Source organism: Streptomyces sp. NPDC033966 (assembly GCF_055575955.1).
The window spans coordinates 110,231-126,844 of sequence record NZ_JBVIRQ010000003.1 but is presented as its reverse complement, the minus strand read 5'-3'; the positions used below and the strand labels follow the sequence as shown (position 1 = coordinate 126,844).

Annotated in this window: 14 protein-coding genes; 5 read left to right on the top strand and 9 right to left on the bottom strand. The window is 71.3% G+C overall.

Annotated features, from left to right (window positions below; genetic code table 11):
• Positions 1-105: 105 nt before the first annotated feature.
• The 4 genes from ACZ518_RS09650 to ACZ518_RS09635 all read right to left on the bottom strand — a co-directional run bounded on the left by ACZ518_RS09650 (position 106) and on the right by ACZ518_RS09635 (position 3,652).
• Positions 106-291 (bottom strand): thiazolylpeptide-type bacteriocin, encoded by a 186-nt coding sequence (locus tag ACZ518_RS09650; protein ID WP_469112466.1) that lies wholly within the window; start codon positions 289-291, stop codon positions 106-108.
• Positions 292-690: 399 nt separating this feature from the next.
• The gene (locus tag ACZ518_RS09645; RefSeq protein WP_469112465.1) at positions 691-1,047 is read right to left on the bottom strand and encodes a zinc ribbon domain-containing protein YjdM; all 357 of its coding nucleotides are present in this window, start codon (positions 1,045-1,047) and stop codon (positions 691-693) included.
• A gap of 74 nt (positions 1,048-1,121) precedes the next feature.
• Positions 1,122-2,567 carry a glyceraldehyde-3-phosphate dehydrogenase gene (locus ACZ518_RS09640; RefSeq protein WP_469112464.1) on the bottom strand — a complete coding sequence of 482 codons (1,446 nt, stop codon included), beginning with the start codon at positions 2,565-2,567 and terminating at the stop codon, positions 1,122-1,124.
• Between the two features lie 125 nt (positions 2,568-2,692).
• On the bottom strand, positions 2,693-3,652 hold the full coding sequence (locus ACZ518_RS09635; RefSeq protein ID WP_469112463.1) for a LysR family transcriptional regulator: 960 nt from the start codon (positions 3,650-3,652) through the stop codon (positions 2,693-2,695).
• Between the two features lie 143 nt (positions 3,653-3,795).
• Between ACZ518_RS09635 and ACZ518_RS09630 the strand changes: the two genes are divergently transcribed.
• Complete coding sequence (locus ACZ518_RS09630; RefSeq protein WP_469112462.1) at positions 3,796-7,302, top strand: M28 family peptidase; 3,507 nt, start codon at positions 3,796-3,798, stop codon at positions 7,300-7,302.
• 63 nt (positions 7,303-7,365) lie between these two features.
• On the opposite strand, the gene ACZ518_RS09625 is transcribed toward ACZ518_RS09630, so the two are convergent.
• Together ACZ518_RS09625 and ACZ518_RS09620 are read right to left on the bottom strand one after the other, a co-directional pair.
• A complete protein-coding gene (locus tag ACZ518_RS09625) occupies positions 7,366-9,600 on the bottom strand; it encodes a hypothetical protein (protein ID WP_469112461.1) in 2,235 nt (744 codons plus the stop codon).
• 178 nt (positions 9,601-9,778) lie between these two features.
• Positions 9,779-10,060 carry a hypothetical protein gene (locus tag ACZ518_RS09620; protein ID WP_469112460.1) on the bottom strand — a complete coding sequence of 94 codons (282 nt, stop codon included), beginning with the start codon at positions 10,058-10,060 and terminating at the stop codon, positions 9,779-9,781.
• A 130-nt stretch (positions 10,061-10,190) separates the two neighbouring features.
• On the opposite strand from ACZ518_RS09620, the gene ACZ518_RS09615 reads away from it, so the two are divergent.
• The gene (locus tag ACZ518_RS09615; protein ID WP_469112459.1) at positions 10,191-10,646 is read left to right on the top strand and encodes a GNAT family N-acetyltransferase; all 456 of its coding nucleotides are present in this window, start codon (positions 10,191-10,193) and stop codon (positions 10,644-10,646) included.
• On the opposite strand, the gene ACZ518_RS09610 is transcribed toward ACZ518_RS09615, so the two are convergent.
• Positions 10,647-10,913, bottom strand: coding sequence for a hypothetical protein (locus tag ACZ518_RS09610; RefSeq protein WP_469112458.1), 267 nt, complete (start codon positions 10,911-10,913; stop codon positions 10,647-10,649).
• 153 nt (positions 10,914-11,066) lie between these two features.
• Between ACZ518_RS09610 and ACZ518_RS09605 the strand changes: the two genes are divergently transcribed.
• A complete protein-coding gene (locus ACZ518_RS09605; RefSeq protein WP_469112457.1) occupies positions 11,067-11,399 on the top strand; it encodes a hypothetical protein in 333 nt (110 codons plus the stop codon).
• 6 nt (positions 11,400-11,405) lie between these two features.
• Here the strand turns inward: ACZ518_RS09605 and ACZ518_RS09600 are convergent, their stop codons facing one another.
• Positions 11,406-12,392, bottom strand: coding sequence for an alpha/beta fold hydrolase (locus ACZ518_RS09600; RefSeq protein WP_469112456.1), 987 nt, complete (start codon positions 12,390-12,392; stop codon positions 11,406-11,408).
• A 64-nt stretch (positions 12,393-12,456) separates the two neighbouring features.
• Positions 12,457-13,566, bottom strand: a complete 1,110-nt coding sequence (locus ACZ518_RS09595; protein ID WP_469112455.1) for a hypothetical protein — start codon at positions 13,564-13,566, stop codon at positions 12,457-12,459.
• 364 nt (positions 13,567-13,930) lie between these two features.
• On the opposite strand from ACZ518_RS09595, the gene ACZ518_RS09590 reads away from it, so the two are divergent.
• Together ACZ518_RS09590 and ACZ518_RS09585 are read left to right on the top strand one after the other, a co-directional pair.
• Entirely contained in the window at positions 13,931-15,940 is a 2,010-nt protein-coding gene (locus tag ACZ518_RS09590) for a galactose-binding domain-containing protein (RefSeq protein WP_469112939.1), read from the top strand.
• 75 nt (positions 15,941-16,015) lie between these two features.
• A complete protein-coding gene (locus tag ACZ518_RS09585; protein WP_469112454.1) occupies positions 16,016-16,609 on the top strand; it encodes a TetR/AcrR family transcriptional regulator in 594 nt (197 codons plus the stop codon).
• Positions 16,610-16,614 lie beyond the last annotated feature (5 nt).

Below are 16,614 nucleotides of genomic sequence, written 5' to 3'. Positions count from 1 at the left end.
GCCGGTCCCCTCCTGTGGGTGTGGCGCGCGGGCTTCCCGCCGCACGCGGGGTGCGGCGGGAAGCGGTTGCGTGTCGTGGGTGTGCGGGGGTTGCTCGCGGGACGGTCAGCCGAGGGGCGTGTCCATGTTCGGCTTGTTGCAGGAGGAGGAGGCCTGGCAGGAGCAGGAGCCCCAGGACGCGCCGCCCTCGGGAAGCGCGACGGTGTCCCGCATGGCGGTGACGGTGAGGTCCCCGAGGTCCAGGTCCAGGTCCTCGAAGGCGAATTCGGGGGTGCGCGCGGTGTCGGACATGAGTGTCTCCCTACATGTGGAAGCGGAAGCCGAAATGTGCACTGGACGGAATTCCGCAGGCCGCGGAAACGGCTCGCGGGCCGCCGAATGAAATGCAGGATTTACCCGGGTTCCGGCCCGGCCGGATATCGATGACATCCGGCCAGTGGTGCGGCCGACCCGGGCCTCAGAATCACCCAGGCGCCCGAAGGACCGCTAGAGCGGAGATCCAGCCGCATTTCCGAACCCGTACGGCAAGTGGCGGGATTTCACGGAAAAATCCTCCCCGCCGGGCATCCGATCCGCCTGTTCGGGCCATCTTGGCCGAAAGACGGCGGCAATGGCCGGCCCGGATACGGCGACGCCCCCGGCCACCAGGGGTGGACGGGGGCGGAAAGGGGGTGGGGCGTCAGTGGGAAATCAGCCTTTTCTCACCACGCTCGACTTCAGCTGCATGGCACCGAAGCCCTCGATCTTGCAGTCGATGTCGTGGCCGTCGACTCCGTCGACGAGGCGGATGTTGCGGACCTTGGTGCCCGCCTTGATGCCGGTCGGGTGGCCCTTGACCTTCAGGCCCTTCACCACGGTCACGGTGTCCCCGTCGGCGAGCACGTTGCCCACCGAGTCCTTGACCACCCGCTCTTGGGGGGCGCCGCCGTCCTCGCCGGCCGCGAGGGGCCATTCGTGCCCGCATTCGGGGCAGACGAGCAGGGCGCCCATCTCGTAGGCGTACGGTCCGGAGCATTCGGGACAGGGGGGAAGCACGTTCTCGGTCACCGGACCAGTCTATGGAACGCACGGTGCCCCGCCGACCGCGGTCGGCGGGGCACCGGATCAGGCGATGCGCGGGATCAGACCTGCGGGACCGGGTAGGTCGGGTACTCCACCCCGGAGACGTGCTGGACGACGCGGATCACCTGGCACGAGTAGCCGAACTCGTTGTCGTACCAGAGGTAGAGGATCGCGTTGTCGCCGTCGACCTTGGTGGCGCCGGCGTCGACGATGGAGGCGTGGCGCGAGCCGACGAAGTCCATGGAGACGGCGTCGGGGGCGGTCGTGAAGTCGATCTGGCGCTTGAGCGGCGAGTGCAGCGAGACGCCGCGCAGGTACTCCAGGACCTCTTCACGGGTGGTCTCGCGGCCCAGGCGCAGGCTCAGGATGGCGATCGAGACGTCCGGGACGGGGACGCGGATCGAGCTGCCGGTGATCGGGGCCTTGAGGTCGGGCAGCGCCTTGGCGACGGCCGAGGCGGCGCCGGTCTCCGTGATGACCATGTTGAGCGGCGCGGAGCGGCCGCGGCGGTCGGCCTTGTGGTAGTTGTCCAGCAGGTTCTGGTCGTTCGTGAACGAGTGGACGGTCTCCACGTGGCCGCGGAGCACACCGTACTCGTCGTCCATCGCCTTCAGCGGCGGGACGATCGCGTTCGTGGTGCAGGAGGCGCAGGACAGGACGCGCTCGTCCGGCTTGATGGTGTCGTGGTTGACGCCGTGGACGATGTTCGGGACGTCGCCCTTGCCGGGGGCCGTCAGGACGACCTTGTCGATGCCCGGGCGCAGGTGCTGCGAGAGGCCCTCGCGGTCGCGCCACTTGCCCGTGTTGTCGATGAGGATGGCGTCGTTGATGCCGTACTCGGTGTAGTCGATCTCCGACGGGTCGTTCGCGTAGATCACCTTGATGGTGTTGCCGTTCGCGACGATCGTGCCCGCGGCCTCGTCCACCGTGATGGTGCCCTGGAACTGGCCGTGGATGGAGTCGCGGCGCAGCAGCGAGGCGCGCTTCACGAGGTCCTGGTCACCGCCACCGCGCACGACGATGGCGCGCAGCCGCAGGCCGTTGCCGGAACCGGCCTTCTCGATGAGCAGGCGGGCGACGAGGCGGCCGATGCGGCCGAAGCCGTAGAGGACGACGTCGCGTCCCTCGCGGCGTTCGATCTTGTTCTCGCCGGTGGCGCCGACGACGGCCTCGGCGGTGAAGTCCGCGACCGACAGACCGCGGTCGTCGCTCTTGTAGGTGGCGGCGAGCATGCCGATGTCGATCTGGGACGGGCCCAGGTCGAGGGCGGTGAGGGCCTGGAGGAACGGCATCGTCTCGGTGACCGACAGCTCCTCGCCGTCGATCTGCCGGGCGAAGCGGTGGGCCTTGAGAATGCTCACGACCGACTTGTTCACCAGGGAGCGGCTGTGGAGCAGGATCGTGACGTCCCGTTCCCGGTGCAGCTTCCCGATGAGGGGGATCATCGACTCCGCGATCTCCTCGCGGGTCTTCCAGTTGGCGAACGAGTCCTCGTTGACAGTCACAGACGTTATCTTTCGAGCTAGGCGGCGCTCATATGCTAACCCGCCGCCGGATCGTTCCTTCAAGGGGGACCGCCTGAGCGTCGCCGGGGCCGGTCGACCCGGGCCTGACCTGCGGCCCCCGGGTTTCAGTCGAGCGCCGGACGGGCCTCCGGGTGAGCGTCCCACCACGCTCGGTGGAAGTCGTTGTTGTCCACGTTCGCCAGGTACGCGGCGACCGCCGCGCGGTAGAGCCGCTCGGCCTGCTGCGCCGGGACCGCCGAGCGGTTCCAGGCCAGGCGGATGCGGCCGGTGATCGGCGTGCCGGCCAGAGGGCGCATCACGGTCCCCGCCACGGGCGGGGCCGTGGGCTGGCAGAGCGCGATCGCGCGGCCCGCGGCGATCAGGTCGTGCCGCATCTGGCGGTCGGTGATCCGGTGGCGCAGCGAGGGGATGAAGCCCGCCTTCGCGCAGGCCTCGACCAGGGCCTCGGGGCCGCCGTCGTCGTCCTCCACGAGGGTCATCCACTGCTCGCCCGCCAGCTCGGCCAGATCCAGGGTGGCGCGTCCCGCGAGGCGGTGCCCCGAGGACATCCGGATGCAGAACGGCTCCTGGGGAACCACCGTCCGGGCCGTGACCCCCCTCGGGAGCGGGACCTCGTAGTCGTTCACCTCCCCGTACACGATCACGTCGTACTGACCGGCGCCGAGCATCCGCACCAGTGCCGTGACGGAGTCCTCCAGGTCCACGGTGACCTCCCGCCCGGACAGGGCCTGGTCGGTCCGGGCGAGCAGGCCGTCCAGGAGCACGAGCAGGATGCAGCCGAGCCTGAGCGGGGCGTCGGCCGCCAGGGCGCGGGCCTCGGCGCCGAGGGCGTCCATCTCGCCCAGCACCCGGCGCGCCTTGGCCAGTACGAAGTGCCCCAGGGCGGTGGGCTCCACCCCGTGGCGGCCCCGGGCGAAGAGTTCGCCTCCGGTGACCGCCTCGATCCGGCGCAGCTGGGCGGAGAGCGCCGGCTGCGAGATCCCCAGCCGCCGGGCCGCCTCCCCCAGACTGCCCGCTTCCGCGATCCGGCAGACGGCTTGCAGATGCCTCAACTCCAGCTGCATCCGGGCAGCTTACGAAGCGCCACGGCGGCGCACCATAACCCGCGCCTTATGCCCGCAGGGATGTCCCAATCTCGCCATGTCCACGCTCATACTCGGCGACGGCGTACAGCCAGCCACCCCCCACACACGATCGGAGTGGACTCGTGCAGCCCACCAGATGGACGGCGTCCGTGGCAGCCCTCGCGCTGACCGCGAGCCTCGCCGGCGCGCTGGCCGGCACCGCGGCGGCCGCGCAGCAGCCGGATCCCGTACCACCCCGCCAGTCCAAGGCCGAGCGGGCCGTGGCCGCCGCGGACGCGGCCGTCCGCAGCGGCCTCGACACCCTGGTCAACTCCCCCCGCCAGCAGTACGAGCGGCGCCTGGTCACGCCCTGGGTGAAGGACCTGTACTCCGTCGCCTACGAGCGGAGCTACCAGGGCCTGCCGGTCGTCGGCGGCGACGCGGTCGTCCTCGCGGACGGCGAGGGCCGGGTCCGCGCCCTCCAGTCGGCCTCCGCGACCGTGATCGACGTGGCCACCACCCCGGACGTCGACGCCAAGGCCGCCGAGGCGTCCTCCCGGCGCGAGCTGGAGAAGGTGGACAAGGCCGAGAGCAGCCGGCTCGTCGTCCGGCTCAAGGACGACAAGCCCGTACTGGCCTGGGAGACCGTCCTCACCGGCCGCAGCCGTACGGCGCCCAGCCGGCTGCACGTGTTCGTGGACGCCCGCACCGGGAAGGTCGTCGACCGCTACGACGACGTCGTGGCCGGCACCGGCAACAGCAAGTGGAACGGGCCCAACCCGCTGACGATCGACACCACCGCCTCCGGCGGCTCGTACTCCCTGCGCGACCCGAACCGCCCGGGTCTGAGCTGCGCGGACTACAGCACCGGAACCGTCTTCAGCAAGTCCTCGGACTCCTGGGGCACCGGCAACCCGACCTCCAAGGAGACCGGGTGCACGGACCTGATGTTCGCCGCGCAGAAGCAGTGGGACATGCTGGGCCAGTGGCTCGGCCGCAACGGCGTCAGCGGCAACGGGCGCAGCTTCCCGGGCAAGGTCGGCCTGAGCGACCTCAACGCCTACTGGGACGGCAGCTCGGTCACCATCGGCCGCAACAGCGCCAACGAGTGGATCGCCGGCGTGGACGTGGTGGCCCACGAGTACGGGCACGCCATCGACTCCAACACCCCCGGCGGCACCAGCGGCCAGGAGGCCGGTCTGGGCGAGGGCACCGGTGACATCTTCGGCGCGCTGACCGAGGCGTACATCAACGAGCCGGCCCCGTACGACACCCCCGACTACACCGTCGGCGAGGTCATCAACCTCCAGGGCCGCGGCCCGATCCGGAACATGTACAACCCCTCCGCGATCAACAACGACCCGTCCTGCTACAGCTCCTCCATACCCGGGACCGAGGTGCACGCGGCCGCGGGACCGCTGAACCACTGGTTCTACCTGCTGGCCGAGGGCAGCAACCCGGGCGGCGGCAAGCCGAACAGCAGCACCTGCAACCAGTCCACGGTGACCGGGGTCGGCGTCCAGAACGCCGGCAAGATCTTCTACGGCGGCATGCTGCTCAAGACCAGCAGCATGTCCTACAAGAAGTACCGGACGGCCACCCTGAGTTCGGCCAAGTCCCTCGACGCCACCTGCGACCTGTTCAACAGGACCAAGGCCGCCTGGGACGCCATCAGCGTGCCCGCCCAGAGCGGTGACCCGACCTGCGCCCCGAGCGGGCAGAACGACTTCTCGCTCTCCCTGAACCCGGCCTCCGGCACGGTCCAGCAGGGCGGCTCCGTCACCACCACCGTGGCGACCAGCACCACCAGCGGATCCGCCCAGCAGGTGACGCTCACCGCGACGGGCCTGCCGGCCGGGGTCACCGCGTCCTTCAGCCCGGCCACCGTGCAGTCCGGGCAGTCCTCGACGCTGACCCTCTCCGCCTCGTCCAGCACGGCGCCCGGGGCCTCCACCGTCACCGTCAAGGGCCAGGGCGCGTCCCTCGCGCACACCGTCGACTACGCCCTCAACGTGGGCGGCACCCAGCCCGATCCGACCGCGCCCGACATCAGCGTCGCCAACGTCCAGGCGCACCTGGCCCAGCTCGGCACCATCGCCTCGCAGAACGGGGGCAACCGCCGGGCCGGCAGCGCGGGCTACACCCAGTCCCTCGCGTACGTGAAGGGCAAGCTCCAGGCCGCCGGCTACACCGTCACCGAACAGGCCTGCACCTCCTGCACCTACCCGTCGAACAACCTGATCGCCGACTGGCCGGGCGGCCCCGCCGACAAGACCGTGATGTTCGGCGCCCACCTCGACAGCGTCTCGGCCGGACCGGGCATCAACGACAACGGCTCGGGCTCCGCCACCCTCCTGGAGAACGCCCTCGTCCTGGCCCAGAAGAACCCGACGATGACCCAGCACGTGCGGTTCGCCTGGTGGACCGACGAGGAACAGGGCCTCAACGGCTCGGAGTTCTACGTCAACCAGCTCACCAGCGCCCAGCGGGCGGTCATCAAGGGCTACTACAACTTCGACATGGTCGGCTCGACCAACGGCGGCTACTTCATCAACAACGTCAACTCCGCCACGGCCGCCCCCCTGAAGGCGTACTGGACCTCACTGAACCTCGCCCCGGAGGAGAACACCGAGGGCCAGGGCCGCAGTGACGACTACTCCTTCCAGCAGGCGGGCATCCCCACCTCCGGCTACGCCGCCGGCGCCAGCGCCCGCAAGACCTCCGCGCAGGCCGCGAAGTGGGGCGGCACCGCCAACGCGGCGTACGACTCCTGCTACCACAGCTCCTGCGACACCACGTCCAACATCAGCGCCACCGTCCTCGACCGCAGCGCCGACGGCGTCGCGTACGCCATCTGGAAGACGGCCGTCGGCGGCGGGACCCCCGCCTCCGACTTCTCGATCGGCACCAGCCCGGCCGCCGGCTCCGCCAACCCGGGCGGCGGCGTCACCTCCACGGTGAACACCGCCACCGTCAGCGGCAGCCCGCAGACCGTCGCCCTGTCCGCCTCGGGCGCCCCCTCCGGAGTGACCGCGACCGTCAGCCCGGCCTCGGTCCAGTCCGGCCAGTCCGCCACCCTCTCGGTCCAGGTCGCCGCGGGCACCCCGGCCGGCACGCACACCCTGACCGTCACCGGCACCGGTTCCACCACCCACGCCACCACGTACACGCTGACCATCGGCGGGGGCGGCGGCACGTGCACCCCGGCCCAGGTCGTCGCCAACGGCGGCTTCGAGAGCGGCTCCTCCCCGTGGTCCGCGACCTCCGGGGTGATCACCAACCAGGCGGGCGAGACCCCGCACGGCGGCTCGTACATGGCCTGGCTGAACGGCTGGGGCAGCTCCCGCACGGACAGCGCCTCGCAGTCCGTCACCCTTCCCGCCGGCTGCGCCTCCGGCCGGCTCTCCTTCTACCTGCACATCGACACCGCCGAGAACGAGGACGTCGCCTATGACACCTTCACGGTCTCGGTGGGCGGCCGGACCCTGGAGACCCTGTCCAACCTGGACGCGGGCTCCGGCTACACCCTGAAGAGCTACGACGTCTCCCAGTTCGCCGGGCAGACCGTCGTCCTGCAGTTCACGGGAGTGGAGGACCAGTCCCTCCAGACCTCCTTCGTGGTGGACGACGTGACCCTCCAGACGAGCTGACCCACCGCACGGCGCACAGGAGCCCGGTCCGGTGGTCACCGGACCGGGCTCCGCCCCGTGCGCTCAGTCGGCCTCCGCCATCACCTCGACGAGTTCGGGGAGTTCGCGCAGCCGGCCCACCGTCTGGTTCAGCAGGCGCACGGCGGCGTCGGCCCGCCCGCGCTCGATGGGCGCGGGTGCCGAGGGATCACCGGCCCGCTCCTTCAGCTCGGTGAGGAGCCGCCGGATCTCGGCCGCTCCCGCGTGCACCTCGCGGATCCGGGCCTCGATGCGGGAGAGCGGGTCGACGGCCGGGGGCGGCCCGGCGGGTTCGTCACCCGCCGCCCCGTCGGCCGGGGGCCGGGCCGCGGGCACCGGCGCCCGTACCGGCGCCGGTACGGGCGGCGGCGGGGTGAGGTCCTCGTCGGCTGCGGGGGCGCCCTCCTCCGTCCCGAGCCGCGTCTGCTCCGGTGCGGGAGCCGGGCGGGGCGGAGCGGGAAGAGGGGCGGGTGCAGGGGGCGGAACCGGTGCGGCGGCCGCCTTGCGCGGGCGCGTACCGGTCTCCTTGGGGAAGGTCACGTCGAGCCAGAGGGGGGTCATCGGCCTCCCGTCCATCTGCATCCCGGACTCGCTCACCTGCCACGGCCGGCGGTCGCCGTCCTCCATGGCCTCGACGAGCGACATCAGGACACCGACAGCCGCCTTCCTCTTGTGGCGCAGCGCCTGGAGGACGTTCGGCACGCCGCGCCGCGACCTCCGGTGGAGCTCGCCCGACTCCCCGATGACCTCCTGCCCGTCGAGGGACCCCCGGTCCGGTTCGACGATGCCGAAGGACGCCAGCCAGTGTGCGGCCCGGTACGAGACGAGCTCCTCGAAGGCATCGTCATCGGTGTCGGCCGCCGCCAGCAGGTCGGGCAGGGAGCGGCCGGAAAGGACGATCCCCTCACGGGCCTTGCTGGTGAAGATCTGCCCGATGCGCGGATTCCACGGCTCCGGATAACTCAGCGACGTCAGGGCCGACCAGGCCCTGGCCCGCTGGTTGATCTCTTCCGTCTTCAGCTGGGACGGGGGCCCCTCGCTGAGCGCACGGCGCAAGAGGTGCCGCTTCTGGGGATCGACCGGAAAGAGCTCTTGCAGGAGGGCCATGGAGCGCAGGTCCCGCAGTTCGGCCACCGACATCTCCGGTGTCGCGCCCGGGAGTTCACGTACGGGAGCCAGTCCCGAGAGCGCTTCGGCGGTCTTCTCGTCCATGAGCCCGCGCGCGACGTACATCCCGAGCACGCTGCGCCCCAGGGCCCGGGAACGGTCGACGGGGTCGAATTCCAGCGGGGGATGGACGTGGTCCCTGCGGTTGCTCATCTGCACGATGCGGTACAGCCGCTGGGGTGTGGGGCTGCCGACGACGAGGTGGGCGTCCACCACGGCGACGGCCGCCGCGCGACGCGCCCTCGGCGCGTTCTTGGGGTCCAGATCCTCCGCAGCTTCCGCGTATTCCCTGTATTCCCTGTTCAGGAGGGTGGAGAACTCCGTGAGCCACTCGTGCGGGTCCCAGACGGTGCCGCCCCCCGGCCGACCCAGCTTCTCCGCCGGGACACCCGTGAGCACTTCGCCGGACCTCAGACCGAAAATCGACTGACGCTTTTGCGTTCGATTGTTTCCGCGTACGGCCATCCACCCCCAGAACGCGTTCGGGTGAAGCGGCTCCCCCTGGGCGTTCGATTCGGGCGGCTCCTGGAGCAGGACTTGCTGCGGAACGTACATTCCGGGTTCCTGCTGACCATTGAGGACGAGATCCTCCTCAAGATCGTACGGCCGTACCTTGTCACGCTTCAGCAGCGCATCCGCCGCGTCTTCGGCGTCCATGAGCAAGGCCTGGCGGTTCTTGGCGCCGCTCCTGAGCGCGGCCAGGAAGCGCTCGCCCCCCTGGGCGTCGACCTCACTCCAGGGGAGCACGGAGGCCAGCGCCTTCTCCGTTCCCCGCCCCACGGTCGGATCCGCGACGGAACGCCAGATCGAGCTGATGCGTTCGTTGTGGCTCCACTGCACACCGCCCGCACCGTGCATACGGACGACGAGCACCACCATGTCACCCGCGTCGGTGTGGAGGCGCCGTACCGACGCCCCCTTGGCCCGGCGGACACCGCTGGCATCCGGCTCGCCGAGCGTCTCCTCGGGCTCCACGATGAACGGCGCCACGTTCTCCAGCGCGGCGCGCGGGACATTGACTCCGTCCGTCGCCAGGACGGCTTCGATCCAAGCGGATTGCCGCTCGCGGGAGGGCGGCAGAGGAAAGGGGGGCTGCGTCTCGACGTCTGTCATGGCCTCACATCACTCGGATTGACGAAAACATTCGGCAAGCCATGCCAGGGGCCTTTGCGCGATCCGTACGATCGGATTGTCACTGAAGAGACCCCAACAGGCGATGCCAAGACGGACGAGGGCGATGGCAGGTCCGAATTCGCGACGGCGCCGCCTGTGGCGACGCCGCCTCCGCCCGTCACCCGAGCCCGAGGATTCCACAGGAGAGGTCACGATCGAGGCCCTTTCGAAAATATCGCGGCAGCCTCGACCACATGGCCAACTCCCCTACCGCGGCGGTTTGTTCGTGAGGCAACGATGGCACGTCCGGCAGCACCGCGAAGCCCGCGGCCGGATCCTTCATCCGTTCGGGGGGCGCATGGAACACCTGCACCAATGCGGCGCTGCTAAATAACAACGCCGTGCCCGCGCAGCGGAGTCCGAACTTTTCACCGCGCCAGCGAGTCAGCGGATCATTCACCCTTCAGGGCGATTGACAATCTGCCACCACGTCGAAAGAGGCGGCAGGCGAGACACCGTCGTGGACAGGTGTGGGGGCGCGACCGGGTTGCTACGTTGCGTCGGACCGTCGATCACAGGAGTTGCCGCACATGTCCGACATCAAGGTCCGCGCCGTCCAGCCCGGGGACTTCGCCCAGTGGCGTGTCCTGTACCGGGGCTACGCCGACTTCTACCGGGTGGAGCAGACCGAGGAGGCAGCCGCCACCGTGTGGGCGTGGGTGAACGACCCCGGACACGAGGTGGGCGCCCTGGTGGCCGAGGACACGGAAGGGCGGCTGCTGGGGCTGGCGCACTACCGGCCCTTCGCCCGGCCGCTGTCCGCGACCGTCGGCTGCTTCCTGGACGACCTGTTCGTGGCCCCCGAACACCGCGGTTCCGGAGCCGCCGACCTGCTGCTCGGGGCCCTGCGCGAGCTCGCCGCCGAGCGCGGCTGGAGCGTGGTGCGGTGGATCACCGCCGACGACAACCACCGGGCGCGGTCCAAGTACGACCAGGTGGCGACCCGGACCATGTGGGTCACCTACGACATGGCACCCGGCCGCTGATCATCCCCCGTCGGCCGCGTCGTCGCAGGCGGGGCAGATCCGGTCCGCGTGCTCCCGGGGGTACCAGCCGGATCCGGGGTGCTCGGCCGGCTGCCAGGGGGCCGTCCCCATGGCGAAGGTGTCCTTGCCGCACAGGGTCCTCGGACCCCGCACGCCGCTCCGGCCGGGGGCGGCGGGCGCCGCGTGCACGCGCAGGACCGGCCCCCGGTCCCCGGGAGCCGCTCCCGCGGTGTCGTCGTACTCGTACACCACGACCGTCGCACTCATACCTCGACCATAGGCCTCCCGGCCGCGCCACGCCGGGCCGCGCCCCGGCGGAGCACTCCGTCCCCGGTCGCACCGGGGAGGGGGGCGGGGAGACGATGGGAAGGCGGCACCCGCGCTCGCCGCGCCCCCGTCCCGGACAAGGAGGAAGATCCCATGACCCCGCGCACCCGGCTCCTGGTCCTCGGCCCCCTCGTGGCCGCCTCGCTCGTCACCGCCCCCACCGCCCTCGCGGCGGTCCCCCAGGACCCGCCGGGCGCCGCCCCGGCCGCGACGTGCTCGATCTCCGGCATCCTCGGAAACGGGAAGGTGCACCTGTCCGGCGGCGGCTTCACCCCCGGTCCGGCCTACGTCTACGGGTCGGCCGGGTTCGGCGGGACGATCGAGATCGCCCAGAACGGCGGGTTCCAGATCCTGAACGTGACGCCCGCCGAGTACAGCGTCCGCCAGGGCGGCGAACTGACCCGGTGCAGCGGTTTCAACGACTGAGGTCGTCTAGCGGCACAGCTCCGCGACCCGTTCCAGCTCGTCCCCCCATACGGTGACGTCGCGCGGGCCGACGTGCGGGGCGGCGAGCGACCGTACGCGGAAGCGGTTGCGCGGTGTGGTCCCGTCGGCCTCGCGGATCATCAGGTCCTGGAGCGGGAGCGGGATCGAGCGGTCCTCGGTGAACCGGAGGAAGGTGCGCGGCACCCGGCCCCAGCGGTCCGCCAGCCCGCGGGAGTCGGCGGTACCGATCGCCGCGGACTCGTCGGGCTCCAGCGTGGCCAGGAGCGCCCGGACCTCGGCGTCCGTCCGGTCGGCGGCCAGGGCCTCCTTCATCACGGCGAAGAGGGCCGGGTCGGCGGAGCGCCAGTTGACCCGGTTGACCCCCAGCTCCGGCGGGGTCTTGAACGGGGGGATCCGGAACAGCGCGCTGGAGGAGCCCTCGGGGGTCATCATCAGGTCCGTCACCGAGGTGTGCCGCGTCGGGCAGAAGGCGGAGGCGTACACCAGGTGGGAGAGCAGTTCGGGTACCCGGTTGGCGACCGCGTTCAGGGTCGCCCCGCCCAGGCTCTGCCCGACCAGGACCACGGGGCCGTTGCGGTGGGCGGCGCGTACGACGTCCACGACGTGCTCCGCGAAGTCGGCCAGTGTGACCCTGCCGATCGGCGAGGGCTCGGTGGCCAGCCGCTCCAGGTCCTGCGGGGACTGGTAGGAGAGGGGGAAGTAGGCGCCGGGACCGTGGCCGGGGAGGTCGACGGCGATCGTCCGGTGCCCGCGCAGGCCCAGCTCGGCGAGGACCGCGGACCAGCCGTAGGAGTTGCTCCCGGAGCCGTGGACCAGGACGAAGGTCGGCGCGCCCCGCCGGCGGCCGTCGGCGTGCGCGGCGGAGGCTCCGGCGCCCACGGCGGCGACCGCGCCCGCGCCGGCCGCGGTGACCCGCAGGACCCCGCGCCGCGACCAGCCGCCGCCTTCGACGTTGTCGTTCGATTCGCTCATACGGCCGACCCTATGATCGACTCCGACCGGTACCGTCCGGATCCGGCCAGTGTCCGCTGCCCGGTCAACTCCCGCTGTCGAAGCCCTCGTCGGCCGGCACGAAGGCGCGCAGACCGGCGTGGGTGATCTGCCGCTCCTCCCAGAGGGCGCGGGCGGTCGGGGGACGGCCCGGCAGCCCGTGCCAGCGGTGCGTCCAGCGGATCCGGCCGGCGCGCAGCCGCCCGTCCTGCGGGTCGGTCACCCTGAAGCGCTCCAGCTCCGTCCACGGCACCCGGGCGGCGAGCCGGGCCAGGCGGGCGGCGGTGGCCTCCACGGTCGACGGGTCCACGCCCCGGTTGGAGCGGGCGCAGGCGACGAGCCGGGCTCCGTCGACGAACCACGGGTGGGCGGTGTCGGAGAGGGCGTCCTCGCGCACGGCGGGGTAGGACAGCAGCAGGTCGGCGAACTCCCGGTCCTCCGCGCGCCGTTCGACGCGGTCCTCGCCCTCGACGAGGGCCTCGACCGGGTCGCGCCGGCCGTCCCAGGCGTACGCGGAGGACACGTACGGCAGCGGGAAGGGCAGCTCCACCGACCACACGGTGACGTAGTCCTTCGAGGCCTCCAGAGCGGCGGCGGGCTTCAGCATCCGGGCGAGGCCGCCGAAGTCTTCGTGGTCGACGAGTTCCAGGTCGAAGACGGTGAGGCGGAAACCCTCCCGGTCCATCCGCACGACGCCCTCCGCGACCAGTTCGCGGGCGTGCCGGGCCAGACCCACCAGGCGCTCCAGGTGCGGGGCCTCCTTGACCCGCTCCCCCATGGTGGCGCCACCCTCCCATTCGGCCGGGTCCTGCGGTACGTGCTGCTCGATCCGGCCGAAGCCGACGGCCGGATCGGGGCAGGTCTCCTGGTACGCGAACCCGCGGTCGCGCGCGTACTGCTCGCGCCGCTCCAGGAGTTCGGCGTGGGCCAGCAGGTCTTCGGCGCGCTCCAGCTCCAGCCTGCGCAGCGCCTCCTTGCGGTGGCGCAGGCCCCACACCAGGAGGGCGGCGAGGACCAGCAGCAAGGTGATGCCGCCGGCCGGGTAGCCACTGAGGACCACGGCCGCGAAGACGGCGGCGAGGGTGGCGAGGGCGACCAGGTTCAGCAGGAGCCGGCTGGTCTCCAGGGGGTGGCCGGGCAGGGGGAGGCGTCGCATGCCGGGCAGGCTAGGAGCCGCCCGTGACGGCCCTGATCTTTCCGGCCATCGTCGGATCGTCATCCGATCGGATCGCGGCCGCACGCCGGCGGTCCCGGGCGGGCCGGAAGGGGCCGGAAGGGACCCGACGCCCCATCAGGTCATCCGTCCCGGACTCTTGACTCCTTTCGAGCCAGTCGGGATTCTCGTCCCACCTTTGTGCGGGGCATGACAATTCATGCCCGGATCCGACCGCGCCGCATCCGACGACCGAAGACATGTGATGACCTTGACCCCTCACCCGCCCCCACGGCCGTACCGCGGCGCCGCGCGCCGACGGCGCCGCCGCCTCGCGCTCCTGACACCGCTCGTCGCCGCGCTGGCCATGCTGCTCGGCCCCGCGCCCCTGTCCTCCGCCGAGGCCGGCCCCACGGCCGACGCCGGCTGGTGGAACCCCACCGCCCGGCCCCAGCCCGACTCCGCGATCAACGTCACCGGTGAGCCCTTCAAGGGCACCGACGCCCAGGGCAAGGTGCGCGGGTTCGTCGACGCGCACGACCACCTGATGTCCAACGAGGGCTTCGGCGGCCGCCTGATCTGCGGCAAGCCCTTCTCCGAGATGGGCGTCGCGGACGCCCTCAAGGACTGTCCCGAGCACTACCCCGACGGCACCCTCGCCGTCTTCGACTTCATCACCAAGGGCGGGGACGGGAAGCACGACCCCAACGGCTGGCCCACCTTCAAGGACTGGCCCGCCCACGACTCGCTGACCCACCAGCAGAACTACTACGCCTGGGTCGAGCGCGCCTGGCGCGGCGGCCAGCGCGTCCTCGTCAACGACCTCGTCACCAACGGGGTGATCTGCTCGGTCTACTTCTTCAAGGACCGCGGCTGCGACGAGATGACCGCCATCCGCCTGGAGGCGCAGAAGACGTACGACATGCAGGCCTTCGTCGACAGGATGTACGGCGGCCCGGGCAAGGGCTGGTTCCGCATCGTCACCGACTCCGACCAGGCCCGCGAGGTGATCAAGCAGGGGAAGCTGGCCGTGGTCATGGGGGTCGAGACCTCCGAGCCCTTCGGCTGCAAGCAGATCCTCGACGTCGCCCAGTGCGGCAAGGACGACATCGACCGGGGCCTCGACGAGCTGCACAAGCTGGGCGTGCGCAGCATGTTCCTCTGCCACAAGTTCGACAACGCCCTGTGCGGGGTCCGCTTCGACGAGGGCGCACTCGGCACCGCGATCAACGTCGGCCAGTTCCTGTCGACCGGCACCTTCTGGCAGACCGAGCAGTGCGCCGGCCCGCAGAAGGACAACCCGATCGGCCTCGCGGCGGCTCCGGCGGCGCAGAAGGAGCTCCCGGCCGGGGTCGCGGTCCCCTCGTACTCCGCCGACGCCCGCTGCAACAAGCGCGGTCTCACCGAACTCGGCGAGTACGCCGTCCGCGGGATGATGAAGCGCGGGATGATGCTCGAGGTCGACCACATGAGCGTCAAGGCCGCGGGCCGCGCCTTCGACATCCTCGAGTCCGAGTCCTACCCGGGCGTCATCTCCTCGCACAGCTGGATGGACCTGGGCTGGACCGAGCGGCTCTACAAGCTGGGCGGCTTCGCGGCCCAGTACATGAGCGGCTCCGAGGCCTTCAGCGCGGAGGCCAAGCGCACGGACGCCCTGCGCGACAAGTACAAGGTCGGCTACGGCTACGGCACCGACATGAACGGCGTCGGCGGCTGGCCGGGCCCCCGGGGCGCGAACACGCCGAACCCGGTGAAGTACCCCTTCACCAGCACCGACGGCGGTTCGGTCATCGACAGGCAGACCACCGGGCAGCGCACCTGGGACCTCAACACGGACGGCGCCTCGCACTACGGCCTGGTCCCCGACTGGATCGAGGACATCCGGCTCGTCGGCGGGCAGGACGTGGTGGACGACCTCTTCAGGGGCGCCGAGTCCTACCTCGGCACCTGGGGGGCCTCGGAGCGGCACAAGTCCGGGGTGAACCTCGCCGCCGGATCCTCCGCCTCGGCCTCGTCGTCCGAGTGGTGGAACCCCTTCGTCGACTACTCCCCCGGCCGGGCCGTGGACGGCGACTCCGGCTCCCGCTGGGCCAGCGAGTGGAACGACAACCAGTGGCTGCGCATCGACCTCGGCTCCGCGCACCGGATCGGGCGGGTCACCCTCGACTGGGAGCGGGCGTACGCGAAGGCGTACCGGCTGGAGGCCTCCACGGACGGCACGAACTGGCAGACGGTCTGGTCCGCGTCCGACAGCGACGGCGGCCTCGACACGGCCCGGTTCGCCGGGGTGACGGCCCGGTACCTGCGCGTGCAGGGCGTCCAGCGCTCCACCCAGTGGGGGTACTCCCTCCACGAGGTCGGCGTCTACAGCAGCTGACACCACAGGCGGGGCCGGCCGGACCGCGAGGCCGGCCCCGCCGCCGTACCGCGAGGCCCCACCCCGAGGAGTTCCATGCCCCGTATGCCGTCGGCCGAGCGGCGCGCCCAGCTGACCGAGGCGGCGATCCGCGCGATGACCCGGGACGGCGTCGCCCGGACCACGACCCGCTCGATCGCCGCCGAGGCCGGCGTGTCCCTGAGCGTCTTCCACTACTGCTTCGACTCCAAGCAGGAGCTCCTGGAATCCGTCCTCGACGCGATCACCGCGCACTACATCACCGTGGTGAGGGAGGCGATCCGGCCGAAACCCACCCTTCGCGAGACCGTCCGGGCCGGGTTCCAGGCGTACTGGGACCACGTGGGCGCCCAGCCCGGCGAGCACATGCTCACCTACGAGCTCACCCAGTACGCCCTGCGCCGGCCCGGCTTCGAGCACCTCGCCCGCCGCCAGTACGAGCTGTACTGCCAGACGTACGAGGAACTGATCGGCCAGCTGTGCCGGGACATGGGACTCGTGCCGAAGGTCCCGGCCCCCGTCCTGGCCCGGTACCTGGCGGCCATGACCGACGGGCTGACCCTGAGCGTGCTGGTCCTCGGCGACGAGAAGGCCGCCGCGGCGATCCTCGACATGATCACCGAGCACGTCCTGGGGCTGATGGAGGGCTGAGGGGC